Annotated in this window: 17 protein-coding genes; 6 read left to right on the top strand and 11 right to left on the bottom strand. The window is 49.1% G+C overall.

The window, feature by feature from the left end:
• Nucleotides 1-89 precede the first annotated feature (89 nt).
• The 5 genes from ACO0K2_RS00475 to ACO0K2_RS00455 all read right to left on the bottom strand — a co-directional run bounded on the left by ACO0K2_RS00475 (nt 90) and on the right by ACO0K2_RS00455 (nt 7,961).
• The gene (locus tag ACO0K2_RS00475; protein WP_423014629.1) at nt 90-3,008 is read right to left on the bottom strand and encodes a ribonucleoside-diphosphate reductase subunit alpha; all 2,919 of its coding nucleotides are present in this window, start codon (nt 3,006-3,008) and stop codon (nt 90-92) included.
• A gap of 620 nt (nt 3,009-3,628) precedes the next feature.
• Nucleotides 3,629-5,137 (bottom strand): sigma-54-dependent transcriptional regulator, encoded by a 1,509-nt coding sequence (locus tag ACO0K2_RS00470; RefSeq protein ID WP_423014627.1) that lies wholly within the window; start codon nt 5,135-5,137, stop codon nt 3,629-3,631.
• Nucleotides 5,134-6,885 carry a sensor histidine kinase gene (locus ACO0K2_RS00465; protein WP_423014625.1) on the bottom strand — a complete coding sequence of 584 codons (1,752 nt, stop codon included), beginning with the start codon at nt 6,883-6,885 and terminating at the stop codon, nt 5,134-5,136. The genes ACO0K2_RS00470 and ACO0K2_RS00465 overlap by 4 nt, the downstream gene beginning before the upstream one ends.
• Nucleotides 6,886-6,906: 21 nt before the next feature.
• Nucleotides 6,907-7,155 (bottom strand): PP0621 family protein, encoded by a 249-nt coding sequence (locus ACO0K2_RS00460; protein WP_423014623.1) that lies wholly within the window; start codon nt 7,153-7,155, stop codon nt 6,907-6,909.
• Nucleotides 7,152-7,961, bottom strand: a complete 810-nt coding sequence (locus ACO0K2_RS00455; RefSeq protein WP_423016113.1) for a cytochrome C assembly family protein — start codon at nt 7,959-7,961, stop codon at nt 7,152-7,154. Before ACO0K2_RS00455 ends, ACO0K2_RS00460 begins: the two co-directional genes overlap by 4 nt.
• Nucleotides 7,962-8,279: 318 nt before the next feature.
• Between ACO0K2_RS00455 and ACO0K2_RS00450 the strand changes: the two genes are divergently transcribed.
• Nucleotides 8,280-10,442: a S46 family peptidase gene (locus ACO0K2_RS00450; RefSeq protein WP_423014621.1), complete on the top strand. Its 2,163-nt coding sequence runs from the start codon at nt 8,280-8,282 to the stop codon at nt 10,440-10,442.
• A gap of 87 nt (nt 10,443-10,529) precedes the next feature.
• Here the strand turns inward: ACO0K2_RS00450 and ACO0K2_RS00445 are convergent, their stop codons facing one another.
• Nucleotides 10,530-10,877 (bottom strand): GlpM family protein, encoded by a 348-nt coding sequence (locus ACO0K2_RS00445; protein ID WP_423014619.1) that lies wholly within the window; start codon nt 10,875-10,877, stop codon nt 10,530-10,532.
• Between the two features lie 261 nt (nt 10,878-11,138).
• Between ACO0K2_RS00445 and ACO0K2_RS00440 the strand changes: the two genes are divergently transcribed.
• Genes ACO0K2_RS00440 through ACO0K2_RS00430 form a run of 3 tightly spaced genes read left to right on the top strand, consistent with a single transcriptional unit; the run spans nt 11,139 to nt 15,425 of the window.
• Nucleotides 11,139-12,656, top strand: coding sequence for a pyridoxal phosphate-dependent decarboxylase family protein (locus tag ACO0K2_RS00440; protein ID WP_423014617.1), 1,518 nt, complete (start codon nt 11,139-11,141; stop codon nt 12,654-12,656).
• Between the two features lie 31 nt (nt 12,657-12,687).
• The gene (locus tag ACO0K2_RS00435; RefSeq protein ID WP_423014615.1) at nt 12,688-13,938 is read left to right on the top strand and encodes an ATP-grasp domain-containing protein; all 1,251 of its coding nucleotides are present in this window, start codon (nt 12,688-12,690) and stop codon (nt 13,936-13,938) included.
• Entirely contained in the window at nt 13,935-15,425 is a 1,491-nt protein-coding gene (locus tag ACO0K2_RS00430; protein WP_423014613.1) for a hypothetical protein, read from the top strand. The genes ACO0K2_RS00435 and ACO0K2_RS00430 overlap by 4 nt, the downstream gene beginning before the upstream one ends.
• Before the next feature lie 47 nt (nt 15,426-15,472).
• On the opposite strand, the gene ACO0K2_RS00425 is transcribed toward ACO0K2_RS00430, so the two are convergent.
• The 4 genes from ACO0K2_RS00425 to ACO0K2_RS00410 all read right to left on the bottom strand — a co-directional run bounded on the left by ACO0K2_RS00425 (nt 15,473) and on the right by ACO0K2_RS00410 (nt 19,071).
• Entirely contained in the window at nt 15,473-15,916 is a 444-nt protein-coding gene (locus tag ACO0K2_RS00425) for a flagellar protein FlaG (protein WP_423014611.1), read from the bottom strand.
• Nucleotides 15,917-16,405: 489 nt separating this feature from the next.
• Complete coding sequence (locus ACO0K2_RS00420; protein ID WP_423016111.1) at nt 16,406-17,200, bottom strand: ABC transporter ATP-binding protein; 795 nt, start codon at nt 17,198-17,200, stop codon at nt 16,406-16,408.
• A 13-nt stretch (nt 17,201-17,213) separates the two neighbouring features.
• Entirely contained in the window at nt 17,214-18,032 is an 819-nt protein-coding gene (locus tag ACO0K2_RS00415; RefSeq protein WP_423014609.1) for an ABC transporter permease, read from the bottom strand.
• A 67-nt stretch (nt 18,033-18,099) separates the two neighbouring features.
• Nucleotides 18,100-19,071 carry an ABC transporter substrate-binding protein gene (locus ACO0K2_RS00410; RefSeq protein WP_423014607.1) on the bottom strand — a complete coding sequence of 324 codons (972 nt, stop codon included), beginning with the start codon at nt 19,069-19,071 and terminating at the stop codon, nt 18,100-18,102.
• Between the two features lie 347 nt (nt 19,072-19,418).
• Here ACO0K2_RS00410 and ffh point away from each other — a divergent pair, with 347 nt between their 5' ends.
• Both ffh and ACO0K2_RS00400 read left to right on the top strand, forming a co-directional pair.
• Entirely contained in the window at nt 19,419-20,786 is a 1,368-nt protein-coding gene (ffh, locus tag ACO0K2_RS00405; RefSeq protein WP_423014605.1) for a signal recognition particle protein, read from the top strand.
• Nucleotides 20,787-21,034: 248 nt separating this feature from the next.
• The gene (locus ACO0K2_RS00400) at nt 21,035-21,439 is read left to right on the top strand and encodes an SWIB/MDM2 domain-containing protein (protein WP_423014603.1); all 405 of its coding nucleotides are present in this window, start codon (nt 21,035-21,037) and stop codon (nt 21,437-21,439) included.
• A 123-nt stretch (nt 21,440-21,562) separates the two neighbouring features.
• Here ACO0K2_RS00400 and ACO0K2_RS00395 read toward each other — a convergent pair whose 3' ends face one another.
• Complete coding sequence (locus ACO0K2_RS00395) at nt 21,563-22,162, bottom strand: lytic transglycosylase domain-containing protein (protein ID WP_423016109.1); 600 nt, start codon at nt 22,160-22,162, stop codon at nt 21,563-21,565.
• Nucleotides 22,163-22,205: the final 43 nt, after the last annotated feature.

Genomic DNA, 22,205 nt, shown 5'->3' with positions numbered 1-22,205 from the left:
GCCTTGAACGGTACTCAGACGAAAAAATACTTGAAAGTGCATCGATGGGTGATACACGTTTGTACCACCCTGCACGCATTCTTCAACGCTTATTGGCAAGCTTCACATTCTTCGAAACCTGGGTCGCCAGGACGCAAGTAACATGCTGCGCCTTCTGCCTCAGGTGCAGCAGCAACTGCGGGGGCCGCCGACGCTGCGTTAAAACCAGTACTTCCACCATCAACGGCCACGGCATTCAGTGCGCCTGTTTTGGACGTTGATTTTTCAGTGTGTGTCGCACCAATCGTACGCAGGTAGTAAGTTGTTTTCAAACCACGCAACCACGCCAGCTTGTAGGTCTCGTCAAGTTTTTTACCAGAAGCACCTGCCATGTAGATGTTGAGCGACTGAGCCTGATCGATCCATTTCTGACGGCGTGACGCTGCTTCTACCAACCAAGAAGGGCTAATCTCGAAAGCGGTTGCATACAACTCACGCAGGTCTTCAGGGATACGATCAATACGCGCCAAGCTGCCGTCGAAATATTTCAGATCGGCGATCATGACTTCATCCCACAATCCACGCAATTTCAGATCACGAACCAGATGTTCGTTAATTTCTGTGAATTCTCCCGACAGGTTCGATTTCACATACAAGTTCTGATACGTTGGTTCGATACAAGCGGACACGCCAATGATGTTAGAAATCGTTGCAGTTGGTGCAATCGCTACGCAATTCGAGTTACGCATACCGTGTTGTTTGATGCGTTCACGGACCACTGTCCAGTCCATTGTTTCGGAGAAATCAGCTTCCAGATAACCGCCGCGCTCTTCCGCCAACATTTTGAGTGAATCTTGCGGCAAGATGCCACGATCCCACAACGAACCTTTGTATGAACTATAGGTGCCGCGTTCTTCTGCCAACTCTGTGGACGCCAAATACGCGTAGTAGCACACTGCTTCCATCGACGTATCAGCAAACTCGACCGCTGCCATCGATGCGTAAGGGACGCGCATCATGTGCAAGCAATCTTGGAATCCCATGATCCCCATCCCAACAGGACGATGACGCAAGTTGGAGTCACGCGCTTTCTGTACTGCATAGTAGTTAATGTCGATGACGTTATCAAGCATACGCATCGCAGTACGGATGGTTTTTTGCAACTTAGCGTGATCAAGCTTGCCGTCTTTCATGTGCGCTGGCATGTTCACAGAGCCCAAGTTACACACAGCGATCTCAGATTCGTTGGTGTTGAGTGTGATCTCAGTACACAAGTTAGATGAGTGAACAACGCCAACGTGCTGTTGTGGGGAACGGATGTTGCAAGGATCTTTGAATGTGATCCATGGGTGGCCAGTTTCAAACAACATGGACAACATTTTGCGCCACAGATCGAGCGCTGGTACTTTCTTAGACAGTTCCAACTCGCCAGAAGCAGCCTTTGCTTCATAAGCCAAGTAGGCCTGTTCGAAAGCTTTACCAAATTTATCATGGAGATCTGGCACGTCGGATGGCGAGAACAATGTCCAGTCGCCTTTTTCCATGACACGCTTCATGAACAGGTCAGGAATCCAGTTCGCCGTGTTCATGTCATGCGTACGGCGGCGATCATCACCGGTGTTCTTACGCAAATCGAGGAACTCTTCGATGTCCATGTGCCATGTTTCCAGATAAGCACAGACGGCGCCTTTGCGTTTACCACCTTGGTTGACAGCGACGGCGGTGTCGTTAACGACTTTCAGGAAAGGGACAACACCTTGTGATTTGCCGTTGGTGCCTTTGATATGTGCGCCCAAGGAACGCACTGGTGTCCAGTCATTACCCAAACCACCCGCGTATTTCGCCAGCAATGCATTTTCTTTCAGTGCATCGTAGATACCAGCCAGATCATCGGCAACTGTTGTCAAATAGCAGGAAGACAACTGGGAGCGTTGTGTACCAGAATTGAACAAGGTCGGTGTGGAGCTCATGAAGTCAAAGCTCGACAACAAGTTGTAGAACTCGATAGCGCGGGCATTGCGATCTTTTTCTTCCAGTGCCAGACCCATCGCCACACGCATATAGAACGCTTGCGGCATTTCGATACGGGTACCACGAACGTGCAAGAAGTAACGGTCGTACAGCGTTTGCAAACCGATGTAGCTAAATTGCAAATCACGGTCAGACACCAAAGCCTTCGCCAAACGCTCGAGATCAAATTCGCCGAGGCGTGCATCGAGCAATTCTGCAGCGATCCCTTTTTGGATGAACTGTGGGAAATAAGTAACGTACTCGGCCGACGCATCTTGTTGCGCCACTTCTTTACCGAATACTTCTTTACGGATTGTATGTAACAACAAACGCGCAGTGACCAAGCTGTATGCAGGGTCTTTTTCCATCAATGCGCGGGCTGCCAAAATAGCAGACTTGTGCAGTTCTTCAACTGGAACGCCGTCGTACAAGTTTTTCAGTGTTTCCGTCAGGATGGCTTCTGCATCCGCTAATTTATCCAAACCAACACATGCGGCAGTAATCAGGGCGCGCACTTTGTCGATTTCCAACACAACGCGCTCGCCGTCGATCACGACATGGATCTTCGGTAATTGTGCTTGGGAGGCTTGTTGCGCTTCGCGCTGCAAACGACGCTCTTCTTGATGCTTAGCACGATAGAGCACATAAGCACGAGCCACATCGTGTTCACCCGAACGCATCAACGCTAATTCAACCTGATCCTGAATATCTTCAATGTGGAAGGTACCGCCTGTTGGCTGGTGACGCAACAAAGCAGCGACCACTGTCGCCGTCAATTGCTCAACCAACTCACGGATACGTGCAGAAGCTGCACCTTGACCGCCATTGACGGCCAAGAACGCCTTGGTCATTGCGATAGCGATCTTAGAAGGTTCGAATCCAACGACAGCGCCGTTACGACGAATAACGCGGAAATCGCCGTAGTTAACTGTGCTTGTACCCGTCGGGGAGCCTGCTGTGCTGCTGAGCACGCCAGATTCAATCATGGATGTCGTTGATGTTTCAGTTGAAGAGTGCATTGAGCCTCCAGTGTCAGTTATATCTTGATACGCCGCGAATCTGTCAAACAATCAGTCAAACAATCCTTCGCCGCGCACGGTTACGATCAGGTGTTGCGCATTACTACAAATAGCTAAACTTCGCTAAAAACCGCTAAAAGTGATGCTATTTCTTATTTTGTAAATCAATTGCAGGTGTGAAATGGGAAAAGAAGCAAGAAAGGTAAAACAAGAAAAAACCACTACATATAGTGCACAAATTTTGATTAGCCCTAATTCTAGTACCCCACCTCAGCAGATGCAACCGCTATTTCGATCTAAAAAAAATTTATTTTTTACGAAAATCAACATCAGGGGAATTGACTTTCAGGAACCCACAGTAACTCTTGGTAAATAGTGTAAGTAAGCACTAACGAGAATCCATTTTCATCCAATCGTGATCCCGTCAACAGCGCGAATTTGTGTTATGTCTCAGGGTAAGTATCGGCGAGAGCGCGTCAACCCACCATTGAAAGCGGCGTAATGCTTGTTCTACTTCGTCGCAGTTGAGCAACAAAGCATCACTACCGCGGAATCATGGCGGCATGATCACGGGATGCTTTTGAAAAAATGGCGGATTGTGCTGCGGGGAGTGGCCGCCGTCACTCTTGGATTTTGAGTTTCTGGATTTGGTAACGTAACTGACGGAAACTCACCCCCAGCAGTTCTGCTGCCTGCGTCCGGTTATTGCCAGTTTGTTGCAACGCACGACGGATCATTTCAGATTCAATGCCGTCCAGAAATTGCGGCAATGAAAACGGAAACGCAGGGCACGCAAAGACATCCCCTGCGATTGCTGTCGTAGGAGCTGGGGCATCGGCAGGTACCGAAGCGGAAGAAAGAGTGGGTTCTCTGGCGTCGTCAGGTTTGACGTCTCTCTGACGGTCGTCCAGCGTTGCGAGCGGTGATGACAAGACAGGAACGTGACCTGCGCCTTGCAGCACCAAATCATCGACCTCAATACAACTATCGTTGGCAAACGCAATCGCGCGCTCAAGAATATTCTCTAGTTCTCGGACATTACCAGGAAACGCATACGATGACAGCGCCTGCAATGCGGTCTGGGAAATGGTCATTGGGTCGGTGGATAACTTCCTTAACAAGGCAGTCGACAAGTCTTGGATATCTTCCAACCGTTCACGCAAGGGCGGCAAGCGAAGCTCAATGACGTTAAGCCGGTAATATAAGTCCTGCCTGAAACGTCCTTCAGCAACGCACTGCGCCAAATTCTGGTGCGTGGCGCTCACGATCCTGACATCAACGGCCTCTTCTGTTGTTGCACCGACTTTACGAATACTTCGCTCCTGAATCGCTCGCAGCAACTTGACTTGCATCGCCAGCGGCAAATCGGCGACCTCATCGAGCATCAGTGTACCGCCATTGGCTGCCTGGAAAAATCCCTCTCGGTCGTCAGCAGCGCCGGTAAACGCGCCCTTACGGTAACCAAAGAACTCAGCTTCCATCAAAGCCTCGGGAATAGCACCGCAGTTGACCGCGATAAATGGTAGCCCTGCCCGTGCACTACGCCGATGAATTTCACGCGCGGCCAATTCTTTGCCGCTACCCGACTCACCCGTAATGATCACTGGCGCCATACTGCGCGCTAACCGGGCGATTTGATCTCGGACTAATTGCATCCGCTCCGAACGCCCAATCAAGAAAGACGGTGCCGACGACTGAGCCGCCTCTGCCTCCATGGCTGGCTGGCCCTTCGCAGCGACTTCGTTCATTTCTAGCGCGGAACGGACTAATTTACGTAATTGATCTAACGCCACCGGCTTGGAGACGTAATCAAACGCCCCCGCCTTGAGCGCGATGACGGCATTGTCAGCACTACCAAAAGCGGTAATGACCGCAATCGGCGTGGACTTGTAATGCGTATTGACTTCTTCTACCAACTCCATACCAGACCCGTCTGGTAAGCGCATATCAGTCAACACTAGTGAATAGGCTTTTTTCGCCATGTAGGCACGTGCTTGTGCCAGATTCTCAGCACTATCGACGTCAAGCCCCATCTTAATGAGTGTAATTTCAAGCAACTCGCGTAAATGTGCCTCGTCATCGACGACAAGAATCCGGGGGCAAGTCGAGTTCGCCACATTATTTGTCATGGATTCACTTCAGAAAAATTGATTACAAACCGGCCACTTGGCTCTTCTTTATCCTGATCGATACGGTATTCGTAATCGAGCAATGCACGATTATTCAAACATAATTCACGCGCCATATATAGCCCTAGACCAGTTCCCATTCTCGACGTTGTGTAAAAAGGCTCAAATAAATGGGCTCTCACATCATAGCTGATGGGGGCACCATCATCCTGGATATGCAATTCTTGGCGTCCAGCGCTATTGGATAGTGCATATAAGCGAATACTGCCAGGATTGCCACTCGCATAGCGCACGGCATTTGACAGCAGGTTGGTAATAATTTCCACTAGATGTCCGGGATCAAATCGGACTTGAAAATCAACATTCTGATGAACTGCCACCAATCCTACAGGCAATGTTTGTGTTTCAACAAAATCCTGTACACACGAAGTGACCGCACCAATTAAGGAGTAAGGCTCAACATCGTTGCGCGCTTTACGTGATAATTTGAGGATATCTTCAATGAGTTGATTTAAGCGCGTCACGTTATCGTCGACAATTTTCAGAAGACGTTTAGCCTGAATTTTATTGTCCTCAATATGTGCAATATCTTCATTCAGCAATGAGGCTGCATAGGAAATAGAGGATAAGGGGTTACGTACCTCATGGGCGATACTTGCAGTCAGTCGTCCCATGGAGGCGAGTTTGAGTTGCTGCGCCTGATTCTCGATATCAGACACATCCTGCATAAAGATAATGACGTAATCACCCGCTGGCTCGTTGATGGCGATGACATTCACATCTTTCACCAACATGACACGCAACTTTAAATGCGTAACGAATTGCTGACGTTCACTTCGCGGACCAAAGCCGCTGCTATCGAAGTTCGACTTCGGGTTATTTTTATTATCGTCAACATAACATGGTATCGAAACAAAGCTTGTGCTACTGTCTCCAGCGCGTGTTGTGCCGTCCAATAGATGTTGACGCATTTCCGACAACGTCTCGATCAGAGGACGCAATGCAATGATCTGCGAGATCTTCACCCCGAGCATCTCTTTCGTCAGATTCCCGCCCAACATCCGTTCAGCGGCTGGGTTAATTTCAAACATGCATCCCGTATGATCGAGGACTAATACACCATCCCCCATATCAGCAATCACCAACCGATTGATCGCCTGCTGCATCGCCAGCTGATTACCACGTTGCGTCGCCAGTTTTTCTTGGCTAATTAAATTACTCGCCAGACGGTTGACGACATAGACCACCGCAAAATACGATGCGCCAAACAACCCAGCCTGGGAAATCACATTCCCATCACTCATTTCAAAAGAGCGGTATGCGCCCTCAATGAGCAACAAGAGACTCACAATCGAGCAGAAAAAGAAGGTCCACAACAGCGGCGTCAGAATCGCCACACCCGCCAGCGGAAATAAAAACAAGATGCTGAGGCCGCCTTTGCCTCCACCTGAACCAACATAAATCAGGGAAATAATAAAAATATCCCAAGAAATTTGCGACAGCAGTTGCAAAGCAAAATGCTGCTTACTAACGATTTTTAGGAGGGTAAAGCAGATACTGGTGAGGAGATACACCATGCAAATGTCGCGCGCTAACACATGGGTGAATATCCAGATATCTCTGAGGCTGTGTAGATTAAGCAAAAATAGCAGACACAGCGCGATGATCACCCGCGAGACATTGAGCGTCTGCAGAGAACGCCAAAAAGAAGGCGTCGGATCTGAAAAATGAGCAAAAACGACTGACATAGTCAGACGACGCTGTTGGTATTAGTGCAAATCAGCATGAGCGACCGAGCAATAGGACTGACCGCCGCGCACAATCGCTTCCGATCCTGGAAGGTAAAGTTGACAGTGTGCACAACACACCATCGTCTCTGCTGGAGGCTGTCCATCACTTCGCTCTGTTGTCCCAGCACGATCCTGAGACCCATTGGATGTGGACGATAAGGGCTTCGCTTTCTTACGCAGTGCGAGGATGACGAGAAGAAATAACAACAACCACATCAATAATTTCATGCCAAGCTCCGGTGTAACAAGACTTCGAGCACAAACCGGCTTCCTACGTAAGCCAATAATAAAGTCAAAAAGCCAGATAACGTAAAACTCAAGACCGTTTTTCCACGCCATCCACGCCAGTGCCTACCCGCAAGCAGTACCGCAAATAACAGCCAAGAAAATAATGAGAGGATCGTTTTATGATCCCACTTAAAGGCAACACCCAGCACTTGTTCTGAGAAAACCACACCGGACAAAACAGTCAACGTCAACAGAATAAATCCCAACGAAATTAATCTGAAGAGGATTTTCTCCATTTTCATCAGCGGCGGGAGATTATCGACGATCTGGTTTAAGCGTGGACTCAGGGGCTTGGCGCGCAACCTGTGCAAGTGTTTATCTTGCAAAGTCATAATCAAGGCATGGAATGCCGCAATGGTCAGCGTTCCGTAGGCGAGCAGCGCTACCGCAAAATGCCACGGGAACATCGTTGTTTTCCCATCCAACGAAATCAAGGTACCGGGAAAAGCCGCAGGCAACACCGTCGCCAGCGCCACCGGCGGCAACAACAGAAACTTTAAGCCTTCTAGCGAGAAATTCCGATTTTCAACCAAGTACACCGACACTGTCACCCATAACGCTGACGACAGCATGACCGCAAAACCGACACGCAAGGCGTCGCTGGCGAAGACACTTCCCCACAGGGTGACGCCGTGAACAAGCCACGCGAGTGCACTCAGGATAGCGCCAAGAGTCCGCAACCGCGTTGGGACGAATAGCACAGCAAGATAGAGTGCGGAAGCGATAAAAGGTAAATAGATTTGCATCATTCAAGTTTACACTATGTAGCCCTTTTTTTTGAACTTGGTTGTAAGTCTTGACTTTGATCAATCAAAAATGAGGCGAGTTTCAGTCCATCGATCCTCCAACGTTTCAAATTTAGGGCGATATGGAAGTTTAGATTACGCGCAATTAATCAATTTAAGAGTTTTTTTGAACTTTTTAAACGATGTAGGTACTAAAGCTAGCAATCAAAACAGGATGACTTATCCGAAGATCGCCGCTACAAGCAGCCATTTTCTTGCAAAAATTCATTGTTAATCTATTATCCAAGCTTGCCAACCACTTCAATTTATACAATAAAGATGAAAAAGACACTTCTCACCCTGGCAGTTTTAAGCACTTGCCATAGCGCCTATGCCGATGAAGGTATGTGGATGCCGCAACAGTTACCGCAGGTGGCTAAGCAGTTAAAAGCGGACGGACTCAAACTTGATCCAGCAAACCTCACCAAACTTACTGAATTCCCGATGGGTGCGATTGTCAGTTTGGGAGGGTGCTCTGCCTCATTTGTTTCACCTCAAGGTCTGGTCATTACGAATCACCATTGTGTCTACGGAAGCGTGGCCTACAACTCCAAGCCAGAAAATAACCTGTTAGCAAACGGTTTTTATGCAAAAACGCTCGATGAAGAACTGCCTGCATCACCAGGCTCTCGCGTTTTTGTCACGAAAGAAGTGACCAATGTTAGCAGCAAAATTATCGACAAGAACGTCGCCAAACTCACTGGCAAGAAGCGAGTCGATGCCATTGAGAAGAACTCAAAAGCCTTAGTTGCCGAATGCGAAAAAGACGCTGGACATCGTTGCAATGTCTACCCTTACTACGGTGGTCTTGAGTTTTATCTGATTAAACAGATGGAAATTCGTGACGTTCGCTTAGTGCATGCACCGCCAGAAGGCGTTGGTAAGTTTGGTGGTGACACCGATAACTGGATGTGGCCACGTCACACAGGTGATTACGGCTTCTACCGTGCGTATGTCAGCAAAGATGGGAAAGCAGCCGATTACAGCAAAGATAACGTCCCTTACGTTCCTAAGTTTTATCTGAAATTGGCACAAGAAGGCGTAAAAGAAGGCGATTTCGTCATGGCACTGGGTTACCCTGGTCGCACAAACCGTCACCGTCTGCCGTCAGAAGTCGCGCATACGTTCGACTGGAGCTACCCTGCTTTTGTGAAGTCTTCTGGCGAATCGTTAGCCATTATCGCGAAAGAGACGGCAAACGATCCGGATGCCAAATTGAAATACGCTAGCCAAGTCGCAGGCATCAATAATTACTACAAGAATCGCCAAGGTATGCTCGATAGCTACGCACAAAGCGATTTCTTAGCACGCAAGACAAAAGAGCATGAAGAGCTGAAAACCTGGGTCAACAGTAATCCAGCCCGCGCAAAAGAATACGCCGCTGACATCGCGCAAGTTGAGCAACTCATCGCAAAACGTGACGCGATGGAAAAGGCCGATTTCTATTTGGACCGCTCTTTCCCACGCTTACTCAATGTTGCCCGTGTGTTGTACCGCTTGGCCAATGAAAGCACCAAACCAGACGCAGAACGCAAATCAGGCTTCCAGACACGCGATCTGCCACGCATCAAAGCAAGCATCGAATCCGTTGAACGTAGCTATGCGCAAAACGTTGATCAAGCGCTGGTACTGCATAACTTGTCACAGTATGCAGCGCAGCCAAAGAACGAACGTAATGCCGATTTTGACGCCGCCATTGGTATCAAGGATGGCATGTCCGAAGCTGACTTGAAAGCCGTGTTGGATCAACTCTACGCAGGTAGCAAACTCGCCGACAAAGCAACACGCACCGCTTGGCTCACCAGCTCCACGGCTGACTTCAAAGCAAGCAACGATAGCTTCATTAAAGCGGCTGTTGCCATGTACGATGGCTTGATGAAACGCGAAGCAGAAGATGAAGAGTTGGCAGGCAATATTCAGCAAGCCTACGGCAACTACATGAAAGCAAAAATTGCGTTCATGCAAAGCAAAGGTCAAGCTGTGTATCCAGACGCGAACAGCACGCTGCGTGTGACATTCGGTAATGTAGCAGGTCGTGATCACGGCACAGCAGACGGTTTGGCATGGTCCGCATTTACGACCGTCAACGGCATTCCACCAAAAGCAACAGGTAGCGGTGAATTCAATGCGCCAGCCAACGAATTAGCTGCCATCAAAGCAAAAGATTTTGGTACCTTCGTTGATGCCAAACTGAGAACCGTACCTGTCGCTTATCTCGCAACACTCGATATTACTGGCGGCAACTCTGGTTCTGCGGCGTTGAATGCCAAAGGTGAACTGGTTGGTTTGGCATTTGACGGCACGCTCGATTCCATCATCTCCGACTGGGATTTCAACAAAGCGAACACCCGCTCGATCCAGGTTGATATCCGCTACATCCTGTGGAACATGAAGCATGTTGAAAAGTATGACCGTCTGATCAAAGAAATGCACGCTGAGTAATTCATTTCTTTCTTACAGTCACTCAAAACGCCGGATCATCCTCCGGCGTTTTTTTATTCTTCCTTTCCTCGATGTCCGGCACGGGAATTATTGTTGCGGAAAGAATCGAAACCACATCCATAACATCAGCCCCGCCATGCACAACCACGTGATCACGCCAACAGAGAGGGTCATCACCAAGGAAGTGCGTGTACTCAACACATACACAGTCGCAAGATAGCCTGCATAAGGAATCAACGAACATAGGCCAAATAACGCTGTTGTCTGTAGCTCTGCTGGCGACCGACTACTTCCCACCACAACGTGTGCGATCAATGCGAATGTCGGAAACAACGGTACTAAGCCCGCTAACACGAAATACCGGGAGGTGGACGCCAGAGCAATCAACAAGACAGCAAAGGCACCGGTAAAACACTTCAATAATAAGGAAATCATCAAACAATCACACAGGTTTCTCAAGATCAAACCTCAAGTCTAGCAGAGCCCGCGTCAGTACTCATGGATCGTTGTTGATCATATCGATGTAGTCTGATTGCCTTCTGATGCGATGACAATACTCACGATCCCCAGAGAATCGACAGCTCCCAGGCACACAACACCACGCAATAGCGTCCTTTTTTTAATGAAAATTTGGAAAGTTTGCTCAAAATCTTTCCCTAGTGAGATAATCGGGCATTGTTTTTAGATGTCATATTGATGGATAAGCCACTCACCGATCCCCAGATGGATCCTTCCTTGGGTCGCTCCCAAGACGCCCACCAGAGTCTCGATCCTGAAGACTGGGGCGCATTTCGTGCACAAAGTCATCAGATGCTCGATGACATGCTCGATTTCCTTGAACACCTGCGCGACCGTCCGGTCTGGCAACCCATACCGCAGTCGTCACGTGCCAAGTTTCAGGTATCACTCCCTCAACAGCCACAAAGCCTTGCCAGTGCGCACCAAACCTTCATGCAGGATATTCTGCCGTACGGCCCTGGCAACAGCCATCCCGGTTTTATGGGCTGGGTGCAAGGCGGCGGTTCGCCTGTTGGTATGCTCGCAGAAATGCTGGCAGCCGGTCTGAATGCCAATACCGGCGGACGCGATCAAATGCCCGTCGAAGTAGAGCGGCAAATCGTACGCTGGATGCGTGAACTCTTTTGCTTCCCTGACAGCGCCAGCGGCGTGTTTGTGACGGGTACCTCCATGGCAAATCTCATGGCGGTGCTGGTGGCACGGACTGTGGCATTAGGTAAGACTGTCCGTAAAGAGGGTGTTTGGTCTGCAGAAAAACAGCTCACTGCCTACACGTCCGTTGAGGCACATGGCTGCGTTGCGCAGGCCATGGATCTGGCTGGATTTGGTACAGCAGCATTACGTCGGATTCCAAGTAACGAGGCATTCCAGATGGATACCGACGCATTGCGCGCGGCCATCCAAACAGATCGCGAAGCGGGGTTCCAACCTTTCTTTATTGCAGGCACTGCCGGCAGTGTGGATGTTGGTGCCATTGACCCGCTCAATGAGATTGCCGATATTGCCGCACAAGAGTCTTGCTGGTTCCATATTGACGGCGCGTTTGGCGCGTTGGGAATGATGTCGCCGCACGTTGCCCCTTTACTGAAGGGTATCGAGCGCGCAGATTCGATTGCATTTGATTTCCATAAATGGGGACAAGTGCAATACGATGCTGGCTTCTTACTGGTTCGTGATAGCACTCTTCACATGGATGCCTTTGCTGCGCCAGTGGCCTATTTGCGTCGTGAAACGCGCGGCGTTGCAGGCGGCTCACCGTGGCCTTGTGATTTTGGTCCTGATTTGTCACGCGGTTTTCGCGCACTCAAAACATGGTTCACACTCCAAGTCTATGGTACGGAAAAACTAGGCACGATCATCTCCCAGACATGCCATCTCGCGAAGTATCTCAAGCAACAGGTCATTCAACAACCGTCGTTAGAATTGCTTGCACCGGTCGCACTGAATGTGGTGTGCTTCCGCTATCGCGATGCCGAAATAAGCGACACTGGTGCGATCAATTTGGATGATTTGAACCGAGACATCGTCGCGGATTTACATGAATCAGGCTTGGCCGTCCCGTCGACAACGACGATCAAAGGACAGCTCGCGATCCGCGTTGCGATTGTGAATCATCGCACCGATCAACGCGCCATTGATACGATGCTTCATGCGGTATTGCAATTCGGGCAGGCACGTTGTTCAGCTGCGAAATAACAAGATAGGTCCATCACCGAAAAGGAAAAGTATGTCCGATCGTCTTCATTATGCATCACAGGCGTTTGCACCTTATATTGGCGTTGCTCCTCTCATGCGCCATGCGTTTGCAAATGAAAACATGAAGCCGATCGGAGAGGCACTTCTAAAGCGTGCCGAAGAAAATGCGGACGATGCCCATGCGCTCATGGATTGCTCGAACTATTTACAAATCATCGGTCATCATGATTTAGCGCTAGAGATGCAGGCGCAAGCCATCAAAATTCAAGCCTTGTATTCCATACCCGCACAACAGGCCAATCCGGGCATCCGGTTGTTGGTCATTATGGGGCCTGGCGACTTGATGTCGAACACGCCCATCGAGTTCCTCGTTGAGGACTCTGATGTACATCTAGACATGCTGTATCTGACACTTGATAGCGACTGGCCAGAGATGGTCCCTGAGCATGACGTGATGCTTGTCGGTGTCGCAGAATCCGAAGCCAATCACCCCCTCCTGCATGAAATTGCATTATGGACCGCTCGGTGGCCCCGCCCCGTCATTAACTTGCCGGAGTATCTTGCGCGCTGCTCACGTGACGGTGTTTGCGCTGCTCTCAGTGATTGCGCGGGAATTGTCATGCCCCTGACAGTACGTGCAAACCGTGCAACGCTGGAACAACTGAGTCGTGGAACGATCTCGGTTTCAACCTTACTTCCTGGTGACCAATTTCCGTTAATTGTGCGTCCATTAGGGTCTCATGCAGGAAAAGATCTCGATAAATTCGATACGCCTGAGGACCTCATGCCCTATTTAGAACGTGTTGGAGCAGACGCGTTTTATGTCTCACGGTTTGTCGATTACCGAAATAGCGATGGTTTATTCCGTAAATATCGGGTGGCACTCATCGAGGGTAAGCCCTACATTTGCCATTACGCAATTTCATCACACTGGATGATTCATTATCTCAATGCGGGGATGAATGAAAGTGCAGCAAAGCGCGCAGAAGAAGCGGCATGTATGGCGCACTTTGATGAACAATTCGCCCAGCGCCACGCCGATGCGCTACAAATGATCTATGAGCGGATGGGGATGGACTATCTGGGCATTGATTGTGCCGAAACCCAAGACGGTGATTTATTGATTTTTGAAATCGATAATGCCATGGTGGTACATGCTATGGACCCAGTCGATATGTACCCGTATAAAAAACCTGCCATGCAAAAAGTCTTTGATGCGTTTAGACAAATGTTGGAAAACGCGCGTCAGAAAGCCGCCACAGAGGAACGTGAGCATCAATGATGCCATTGCCCTCAACAACGACATTATTGGTATCAGGCGGCGACTCACGTATCACGCCGGATCCGATCACGGGTCTCAATAAATACGGATGCAGCACCGAACCCGATACAACACTCGCGGCACTCGGTTCTTCAACGGCCTCCGTTATTTCAGAACGCGGTATGGCAGCAGCAAATGCATTACGTGAGAAATGCGCGGCACTGCTCATGCACGCGACGCCTGATACCGTTTATGAACAGCAACTCAGCGCTTTGCGGTCTGAGCTCCTTTCCTTATGCGGGATTAACGAAGGTGCTCACGTCGATGCACTGTTTGCTGCTTCTGGTACGGATATCCATTTGCTTGTTGGTCAGTGGTTGCAACCAGACCTCACGCTCATGATCGACCCAGCGGAAACGGGAAGTGGCCTGGCAGCCGCGCTAACGGGAAAACATTTCAGTACCGATTCCACATGCACTGGCGGCGTACCGACGACGGCGCATCTGGGACAGTGGCAAGGTGCGCTGAACACCTTTGCCGCTCGCGATCGCCAAGGCCATCCTTTGGATGCACATCACATTGAAACATCGCTGACAACCGCTGTAGAAAGTGCAGCAAAAGAAAATAAACGATTATTGCTTGTGCTCACAGATGTGTGCAAAACAGGACTCCTTTTTCCGGGAATCAGCGTCATTCAACGGTTGCGAGATCAATGGCCTGAGCAGATTCACGTCCTCGTGGATGCGTGTCAATTCCGTCTCTCACCGCAAACCATCCGCGCCTATCTGGCACAAGGCTTTTGTGTTGCACTCACAGGTTCGAAATTTTTAGGTGGACCGACGTTTTCAGGTGCGCTTTTGATTCCCCAGGCATTTTCGCTCGCTTGCGAAGGACGGATGTTGGATCACGCTGTCGGCGCATATTCCTACGCGAACGAGTGGCCGTCAGGTTACTCTGCCACACGCCATCTTCAACGCGGCGCTAATTTTGGACTGTTACTCCGATGGGAAGCGGCTATGGCGGAACTCCGGCTATTTTCGGCCTTGGAGGAAGCGCAACTGCAGCCTTTTTTACATCGTTTTAAAGAAGCCGTCGACACGTACCTAGAGCAGAACTCCCATTTTGAAGCTGTTCCCAATCCACCCCTTGACCGTCGTAGCTTGGGGTGTCCGCCTGCGTGGGATAACGAGCAAACTATTTTCCCGTTTATTGTGTATCAATGTCTGGAGAACGGCATACGACGACCATTAGCACGCAAGGCTTCGCTGCTTGTTTATCAGCAACTGCAACACCCGCCAACGAGCAGACCGAAGCAGCGACGTTTTCAATTAGGTCAGCCAGTATTATGTGGAGAGCGTGAAGGTATGCCGGTCAGCGCTTTACGTCTTTGCATTAGTGCGCCAATGTTGATCGATGCACAGGACCCCGTGATCGCAGAAAAAATGATCAACGATGCGCTTGCCGCACTTGATTGTATCGCCGAGATTGCCGATTCTTTCAGGGACTAGACCAGCGAGCGAAGTGCCGCGTGGTGCCGTGTAGTGTAGTGTGTGCCTTAAGCCGACTCGTGGATCAGACTACCGCTACCACCATTGCCAATTGTTTCTGAAAGAATGAGGGCTTCTTTCGATGGGATTTGGAGCAAGACTTGTTTAGTTTCTTGATCGACAACTTTCAAAACCATTTTGTTGGATTCTTGATCAACAGAAAATTCAAGGCTACCAAACTGGGGCTGAGAACTCTGATTCAAAGAAGCAGCGGATTTTTGTAAAGACGCCGATTCGGACGGCGATGATGCGCTGGTGGAACTCGCATATGAGGTGTTATTGGAGCCATTATTGGGGGCATTCACAGACACGACACCACCCTGCGATTGAGCAATTGACGCGGGCACAGCAGCGGTACCGACGACCGAGCTCCCGTCCGTACCGTTTTGTACAGACACGAATGGTAAAGAAACCGTTGTTTGCCCGGAAAGAGCAAGCGTGCCAACGTCCATCACAAACTCCTCAATCTTTTCCTACTACTTCATATTAGACGTGAAATCCGATATAGGCGAATTTTTTTGAATGATTTTCGTCAAAGTCGCGTGCAATACGGACACAAAATTTCAAATAACAGACGATCCAGTACTCATCTCCCGCTCTTCATCCGTCATTTCTTACATATTGGATAACGAGCTCGGCGATGGTGTCAGGATAGGATATGTCAATGCTTTACCCCAACGCGGATGGAGAATAGGTATTTCTCAACTGTAACTCAAATCGCGTTCTTTGTGGTTGCTACTTATTTCATCAACAACCCTCACTTGTAACACAAAATAACAAGCGTCGATATGCATACATACTCCCCATCTCACCTGCAAAAATGAGCCTTATACGACTGTAAAACGGTGCTCAGAAATAGATACTGGGGCATGTATCTACAAAAACAGTTATCTATGCAGATCTCATCCGCTTTTTCACAACACTTTTTTTGTTAGAAATCGTTAATCAACGGCCCCCAACATCATTTCATGGTGGTGATGTCGCTGTTGCTCCTCCATGACTAACAAACTCAACTCGCGCTTCAATGCATTAAATTCTGCCGTCGATGGGTCACGCAAGCGCGGCAAATCAATCATGAGGTCCTTTTTGATCGTTCCGGGACGGTACGTCATCACAACCACTCGATCGGCCAGATAAATGGCCTCTTCAATACTGTGCGTCACAAAAATGATTGTTTTTTTCAGTTCTGACCAGATGCGCAGAAGTTCATCCTGTAAATTACGCCGCGTTAAAGCGTCTAACGCCCCAAAGGGTTCGTCCATGAGCATGATCGGTGAGTCCAGCGCCAATACCCGTGCAATCGCGACCCGCTGACGCATGCCACCGGATAAATCTTTCGGGTAGCGTTGCCTGAAATCGGAAAGTCCGAGCATCTGTAAAAGATGACTCACGCGTTGCTCAATCTCCGTTGAATTCATGCCTTTGATTTCAAGACCAAAAGCAATGTTTTTCTCGACAGTCATCCACGGAAACAACGCGTATTCCTGAAACACCATGCCCCTATCAGGACCAGGTGCTTTGACTTCGTCGCCATTGGCAATAATTGAACCGCTGGTGGGAAGAGCGAATCCTGCGATCGCGTTTAAGAGTGTCGATTTACCACAACCCGATGGTCCCAGCAGACAAACAAATTGCCCCTCTGGAATCGTCAGATGGATATCACGTAAAGCAACGATTTCCTTATCGGCAGTGGCAAAAAGTTTATTCACACCACTGATCTGAATTTGTGCAGACATCGTACTCATCATTCTAATTTTCCAATCCACGGTGCCAGCGCAATAAATGTTTATTGAGCTTATTCATTGCCACATCAATCGCTAGTCCGAGTACGCCAATGCTCAGCATGCCGGCAATAATCTTGTCAGACCAAAAATACTCACGCGCCTCCAGAATCCGGAAGCCCAGACCGTTATTAACGGCAATCATTTCGGACACAATCACGACGATAAAAGCCGTTCCGATACCAATCCGGACGCCCGACAAAATGTACGGCACCGCTGCGGGCAAAATAACCCGAATAAACATCGTGGTCTGACTTGCCCCCAAATTACGGGCGGCACGGATATAGATACTATCCACGTGATGAACGCCAGCAATGGTGTTCATCAGCACTGGGAAAAATGCACCGATCGAAATCAAAAAAATGGCAGGTGGATTGCCTAAGCCAAACCATAAAATCGATAAAGGAATATAAGCAATCGGTGGGATAGGTCGCAAGACTTGCAACAATGGATTAAACCAAGTGTAGATACGCGCACTGGATCCCATCAATAAACCCAAAGGTAATGCCAGACCTGCGCCGACAAGAAAGCCAATCACGACGCGGTACATCGTCCCTATGGTGTCACGCAACAACTCCCCTGAGAACACCCATGAGAGCCAACTTTCGGCAGAAGGATCATAAGGCGTCATGGGTGACGCATATTCCAGCCATTTTTTCAGCACAGCGAGCGGCGATGGTAATACCTGGGGATTTACCCACTCCATCGCTGTCACTGCCTGCCAAATGGCAATCAAGATCACAGGCACCACGAGCCCAGCACCGATTTCACGCCACTTTAATGTCATAAGCACTTCCTGTTATTGTCCATCCGGTATGCAACGCCAACGAGATCAATGCGTTACATGCTCTGCCTTACGGAATATTGAGACTCTTTTTTGCCTGATCCAACAAATCTGTCTTCACCCACTCTTTCGCTACCGGTGGTTTCGCCATCCGACCCACGCCATACTTCTGCATCAGATCCGTCGTGATCTGAATATGTTCGGCAGTGATATCGTAGGTGTAAGGCGAATTCTCGATCGCATTCACAAAATCTTCGTGACTCACTTGGCCTTTGAACATATTGTCACGCACATATTTTTCAGCGAGAGCCTTATTGTCGATAAATGTTTTCGTCGCCTCGACAAAGCAGCGCATAAATTTTTCTGCAACGGGGCGATGGTCTTTGTAGAATTTTTCTGTCATTACCATCGTGCGGACTGGTTCCCCAATAGCTGTGTCGTAAGGTTTAATAATTTCTTTACCGAAGCCCTTACTGATCGCTTGCGATGAATACGGTTCAGACTGCATCATGGCATCGATATTTTTACCTAGTAATGCCTGATTCAAATCAGGAAATCCCAAGTAAATAATCTGTACATCCTTACCTGGCTGATCTGAGTAAGTAAGTCCGTTTTGCGCCAATTCAGCAGCAAGCAAAATATCCTGAATCCCGCCACGCGTTACGCCAACTTTTTTGCCTTTTAAATCTTTGACCGTCTGGACTGGTAAATCACTTCGACCAACCAAACGAACGCCCCCTTTTGCAAAACCCGCGACAAGGTAAATCGGCGTTCCACTAGCACGAGCAGAGATTACAGCCTCAGAAGAAACCGCAGCGACATCCAACTCTCCGGCAATGACCGCCTGCATCGCATCGAGCCCCTTAGGAAACACGCGCTCATCCACCTTAATGCCACATTTGGGGGCGATTTCCTTGATGTAGGACACCGCACCATAATGGGCGAACTTTAAGTTGCCTAAACGGACAGTTTCCTGCGCATGAGCGCCTAATGCTGTCATGCCAGCGAGCATCACCGCACTGAGGACGATTTTTTTGAACATAGTTGTCTCCTGTATTCTGAATAAACTTCGCACAGCGATCGTGCTGAAGGCGAGAAAAGCGACTGGCGCAGAGTGAGCTTATAGTACGTTCTTCTTACTCATTCCCCAACAGTTTGCTTGCCTATGATAGCTGAACTCTATGCAAAGTTGACACTTCGGCTGAAATGCGTCGTGTGCCAGACATGGCGTAACCAAAATACCCGCTCCGGGGTGCGATTTGCGACGGCAATAGGCCATGATCGGGTAAAATGCCAAATTCATTTGCAGCTTAACGAATGCGCCCCGGTTGGGTAGGCGTTAGGCAGATGCAATCATGTCTATTTTTAAAAGAAAATCTATTTTTCGCTATGCTTGATAACCTAACCCAACGCCTCGCCAAAGTCGTCAAGACCATGCGCGGCGAAGCTCGTCTGACTGAATCGAATACCGCAGAAATGTTGCGCGAAGTGCGTATGGCACTCCTCGAAGCCGACGTTGCCCTGCCTGCTGTCCGTGATCTGATCGCCCGTGTCAAAGAAAAAGCCCTCGGAGAAGAAGTCATTTCCTCTCTGACGCCGGGTCAGGCACTGGTCGGTGTGGTGCAGAAAGAGCTCGCTGCATTGATGGGGGCTGATCTTGGTGAAGAAGCCTCCCAACTCAGTTTTGCGTGTCAGCCACCCGCGATTATTCTGATGGCAGGTTTGCAGGGGGCGGGTAAAACCACAACCGTTGGTAAACTTGCTAAGTTTTTACGCGAACAAAAAAAGAAAAAAGTATTAACTGTTTCCGCTGACGTCTATCGCCCAGCCGCGATCGCACAGCTTCAGACCGTCACAGAACAAGTTGGCGCCGACTTTTTCCCATCGACGGCAGATCAAAAACCGGTCGACATCGCCTTAGCGGCCCTCGATTTTGCAAAAAAACACTACCATGATGTCCTGATCATCGATACGGCGGGTCGTTTGGGTATCGACGAAGCCATGATGCAGGAAATCGCTGCTGTGCATGCCGCCGTCAAGCCCATCGAGACCTTATTCGTTGTCGATGCAATGCTGGGTCAAGATGCGGTCAATACAGCAAAAGCCTTTAATGACGCGCTGCCATTAACCGGCGTTGTACTGACCAAGCTCGATGGTGACTCACGAGGTGGTGCAGCCCTGTCTGTTCGCCATGTCACTGGCAAACCGATCAAATTTGTCGGTGTCGCTGAAAAGCTCGATGGTCTTGAAGCCTTTGATGCAACCCGTATGGCCAACCGCGTTCTTGGTATGGGCGATATCTTGGCATTGGTCGAGTCTGCACAAAAAGGCATGGACGTTGCAGCAGCCCAAAATTTGGCGGTCAAACTCAAAGATGGCGGTAAGTTTGACCTCAATGATTTCAAAATGCAGATTTCGCAGATGAAAAACATGGGTGGACTGTCCGGCTTGATGGATAAGTTACCAGCGCAAATGCAACAAGCTGCAGCGGGTGCCAATATGGATCAGGCTGAAAAACAAGTACGCCGGATGGAAGGGATGATCAATTCCATGACACCACTGGAGCGCGCCAAGCCTGAATTAATCAAGGCATCACGCAAACGTCGTATCGCAGCGGGTGCTGGTGTACAGATCCAAGAAGTCAACCGCATGCTTGCCCAGTTCGAACAAATGCAAAGCATGATGAAGAAACTGCGCGGCGGCGGCATGATGAAAATGTTGCGCAGCATGAAGGGAATGATGCCCGGAAAACGCTGATTTTCTCTGGGTAAAATGTCGCGCAAAAAATTGCCGTATCAGAGGGAAAATCCCGCTGATGCGGCTTTTTTTTGCACTTAAATCCAACGAAGCTTCATTTCTCGCCTATTTTCGTCAAAAACCCACAAAAAACACTTGCATCACCGTAAAAAGCCCACCACTATTAGCAATGCGTAAAGTGACGCAATGCAGGAGCTTTTCAACAATGATCAAAGCTCCGTCCACGAAATTTGTGAAGGAGGCTATTTATGGCAACAGCACCAAAAAAACCAGCAGCTAAAACAGCAGCAAAACCAGCAGCAGCGGCAAAAAAGCCTGTAGCAGCTAAAGCAGCCGCAGCGCCTAAAAAAGCAGCAGCAGCGAAACCAGCAGCAACAAAAGCAGCCGCTAAACCAGCAGCACGTAAGCCAAATGCCGCGTTCATGAAACCAATGACAATCTCTCCAACTTTGGCAGCGGTCATCGGCGCAGCAGCAATTCCACGTACTGAAGTCACTAAAAAAGTATGGGAATACATCAAGAAACATAATCTGCAAGACGCAGAAAACAAACGCAACATCAACGCGGATGACAAACTGAAAGCTGTTTTCGGCGGCAAAAAGCAAGTATCCATGTTTGAAATGACAAAACTCATTTCTGGTCACCTGTCCTGATTTTTCAGTACCAGTGAACTAAAGTTGCTTTGGGAGACTTAAAGGGAAGCAGGTCGTGTCCCATCCCAAACAAAAATGCCCGCATCGCGCGGGCATTTTTGTATGTTGTTCCTACAGGGACGATTACTTCTTATATTCCCAATTCTTCCAATTCGCCAATACCGCGTTAGGATACTCAGGTTTGCCGCGACTACCGTTATAACGACCCAAGGCTAAGAAGAGATCGCCCTTCTCCATGTCGATATACATTCGCAAAATGGAACAGCCATAGCGCAAATTGGTTTGCATTTTAAACAGCATCTTGGCATTCCCATCGCCAACCGTTCTCGACCAGAACGGCATGACTTGCATGTAACCACGCGCCCCTACCACCGATGTCGCATATTTTCGGAAGGCGGATTCCACCTGCATCAGCCCCATGACCATCGCTGGATCAAGGCCGGCACGTTTGGACTCATACCATACGGTCTCGAGGAGTTCGATACGGGTTTGATAATCGGGAATACGGCGTTTTAACCTCGTCGACATCTCACCGAGCCAGTCTAGATACTTAATGCGCTCGTCAATGGTCTTAAAACTGGGTTTGGGTGGGCTGGGATCAGATACGGCTTTGGACAGCGCCAGACGCACCGAATCAGCCATTGCTTCTTCTTTTTGATTACCAGCGAGTGCCTGGTGTGCACCGCCCAACGAAAGCAGGACGATGCTACTCAAAAGGCAAATAAAACGAACAGGAATCAACTTCACTTTGGCTTGTTTCTCAATA

This window comes from Undibacterium sp. MH2W (genome assembly GCF_049340215.1).
In the GTDB taxonomy this organism is placed as follows: Bacteria; Pseudomonadota; Gammaproteobacteria; order Burkholderiales; family Burkholderiaceae_D; genus Undibacterium.
Note: the sequence above shows the minus strand (reverse complement) of the source record. Positions and strands in the feature narration are given on the sequence as shown.

Bases quoted from the DNA above. Each gene is read 5' to 3' on its own strand.
- ACO0K2_RS00455 (WP_423016113.1), bottom strand. From the start codon at position 7,961: ATGCAAATCTATTTACCTTTTATCGCTTCCGCACTCTATCTTGCTGTG.
- ACO0K2_RS00425 (WP_423014611.1), bottom strand. From the start codon at position 15,916: ATGGACGTTGGCACGCTTGCTCTTTCCGGGCAAACAACGGTTTCTTTA.
- ACO0K2_RS00470 (WP_423014627.1), bottom strand. From the start codon at position 5,137: ATGACAAATAATGTGGCGAACTCGACTTGCCCCCGGATTCTTGTCGTC.
- ACO0K2_RS00445 (WP_423014619.1), bottom strand. From the start codon at position 10,877: ATGATTTCCTTATTATTGAAGTGTTTTACCGGTGCCTTTGCTGTCTTG.
- ACO0K2_RS00435 (WP_423014615.1), top strand. From the start codon at position 12,688: ATGTCCGATCGTCTTCATTATGCATCACAGGCGTTTGCACCTTATATT.
- ACO0K2_RS00465 (WP_423014625.1), bottom strand. From the start codon at position 6,885: ATGTCAGTCGTTTTTGCTCATTTTTCAGATCCGACGCCTTCTTTTTGG.
- ACO0K2_RS00410 (WP_423014607.1), bottom strand. From the start codon at position 19,071: ATGTTCAAAAAAATCGTCCTCAGTGCGGTGATGCTCGCTGGCATGACA.
- ACO0K2_RS00400 (WP_423014603.1), top strand. From the start codon at position 21,035: ATGGCAACAGCACCAAAAAAACCAGCAGCTAAAACAGCAGCAAAACCA.
- ACO0K2_RS00415 (WP_423014609.1), bottom strand. From the start codon at position 18,032: ATGACATTAAAGTGGCGTGAAATCGGTGCTGGGCTCGTGGTGCCTGTG.
- ACO0K2_RS00475 (WP_423014629.1), bottom strand. From the start codon at position 3,008: ATGCACTCTTCAACTGAAACATCAACGACATCCATGATTGAATCTGGC.
- ACO0K2_RS00450 (WP_423014621.1), top strand. From the start codon at position 8,280: ATGAAAAAGACACTTCTCACCCTGGCAGTTTTAAGCACTTGCCATAGC.
- ACO0K2_RS00420 (WP_423016111.1), bottom strand. From the start codon at position 17,200: ATGTCTGCACAAATTCAGATCAGTGGTGTGAATAAACTTTTTGCCACT.
- ffh (WP_423014605.1), top strand. From the start codon at position 19,419: ATGCTTGATAACCTAACCCAACGCCTCGCCAAAGTCGTCAAGACCATG.
- ACO0K2_RS00460 (WP_423014623.1), bottom strand. From the start codon at position 7,155: ATGAAATTATTGATGTGGTTGTTGTTATTTCTTCTCGTCATCCTCGCA.
- ACO0K2_RS00440 (WP_423014617.1), top strand. From the start codon at position 11,139: ATGGATAAGCCACTCACCGATCCCCAGATGGATCCTTCCTTGGGTCGC.
- ACO0K2_RS00430 (WP_423014613.1), top strand. From the start codon at position 13,935: ATGATGCCATTGCCCTCAACAACGACATTATTGGTATCAGGCGGCGAC.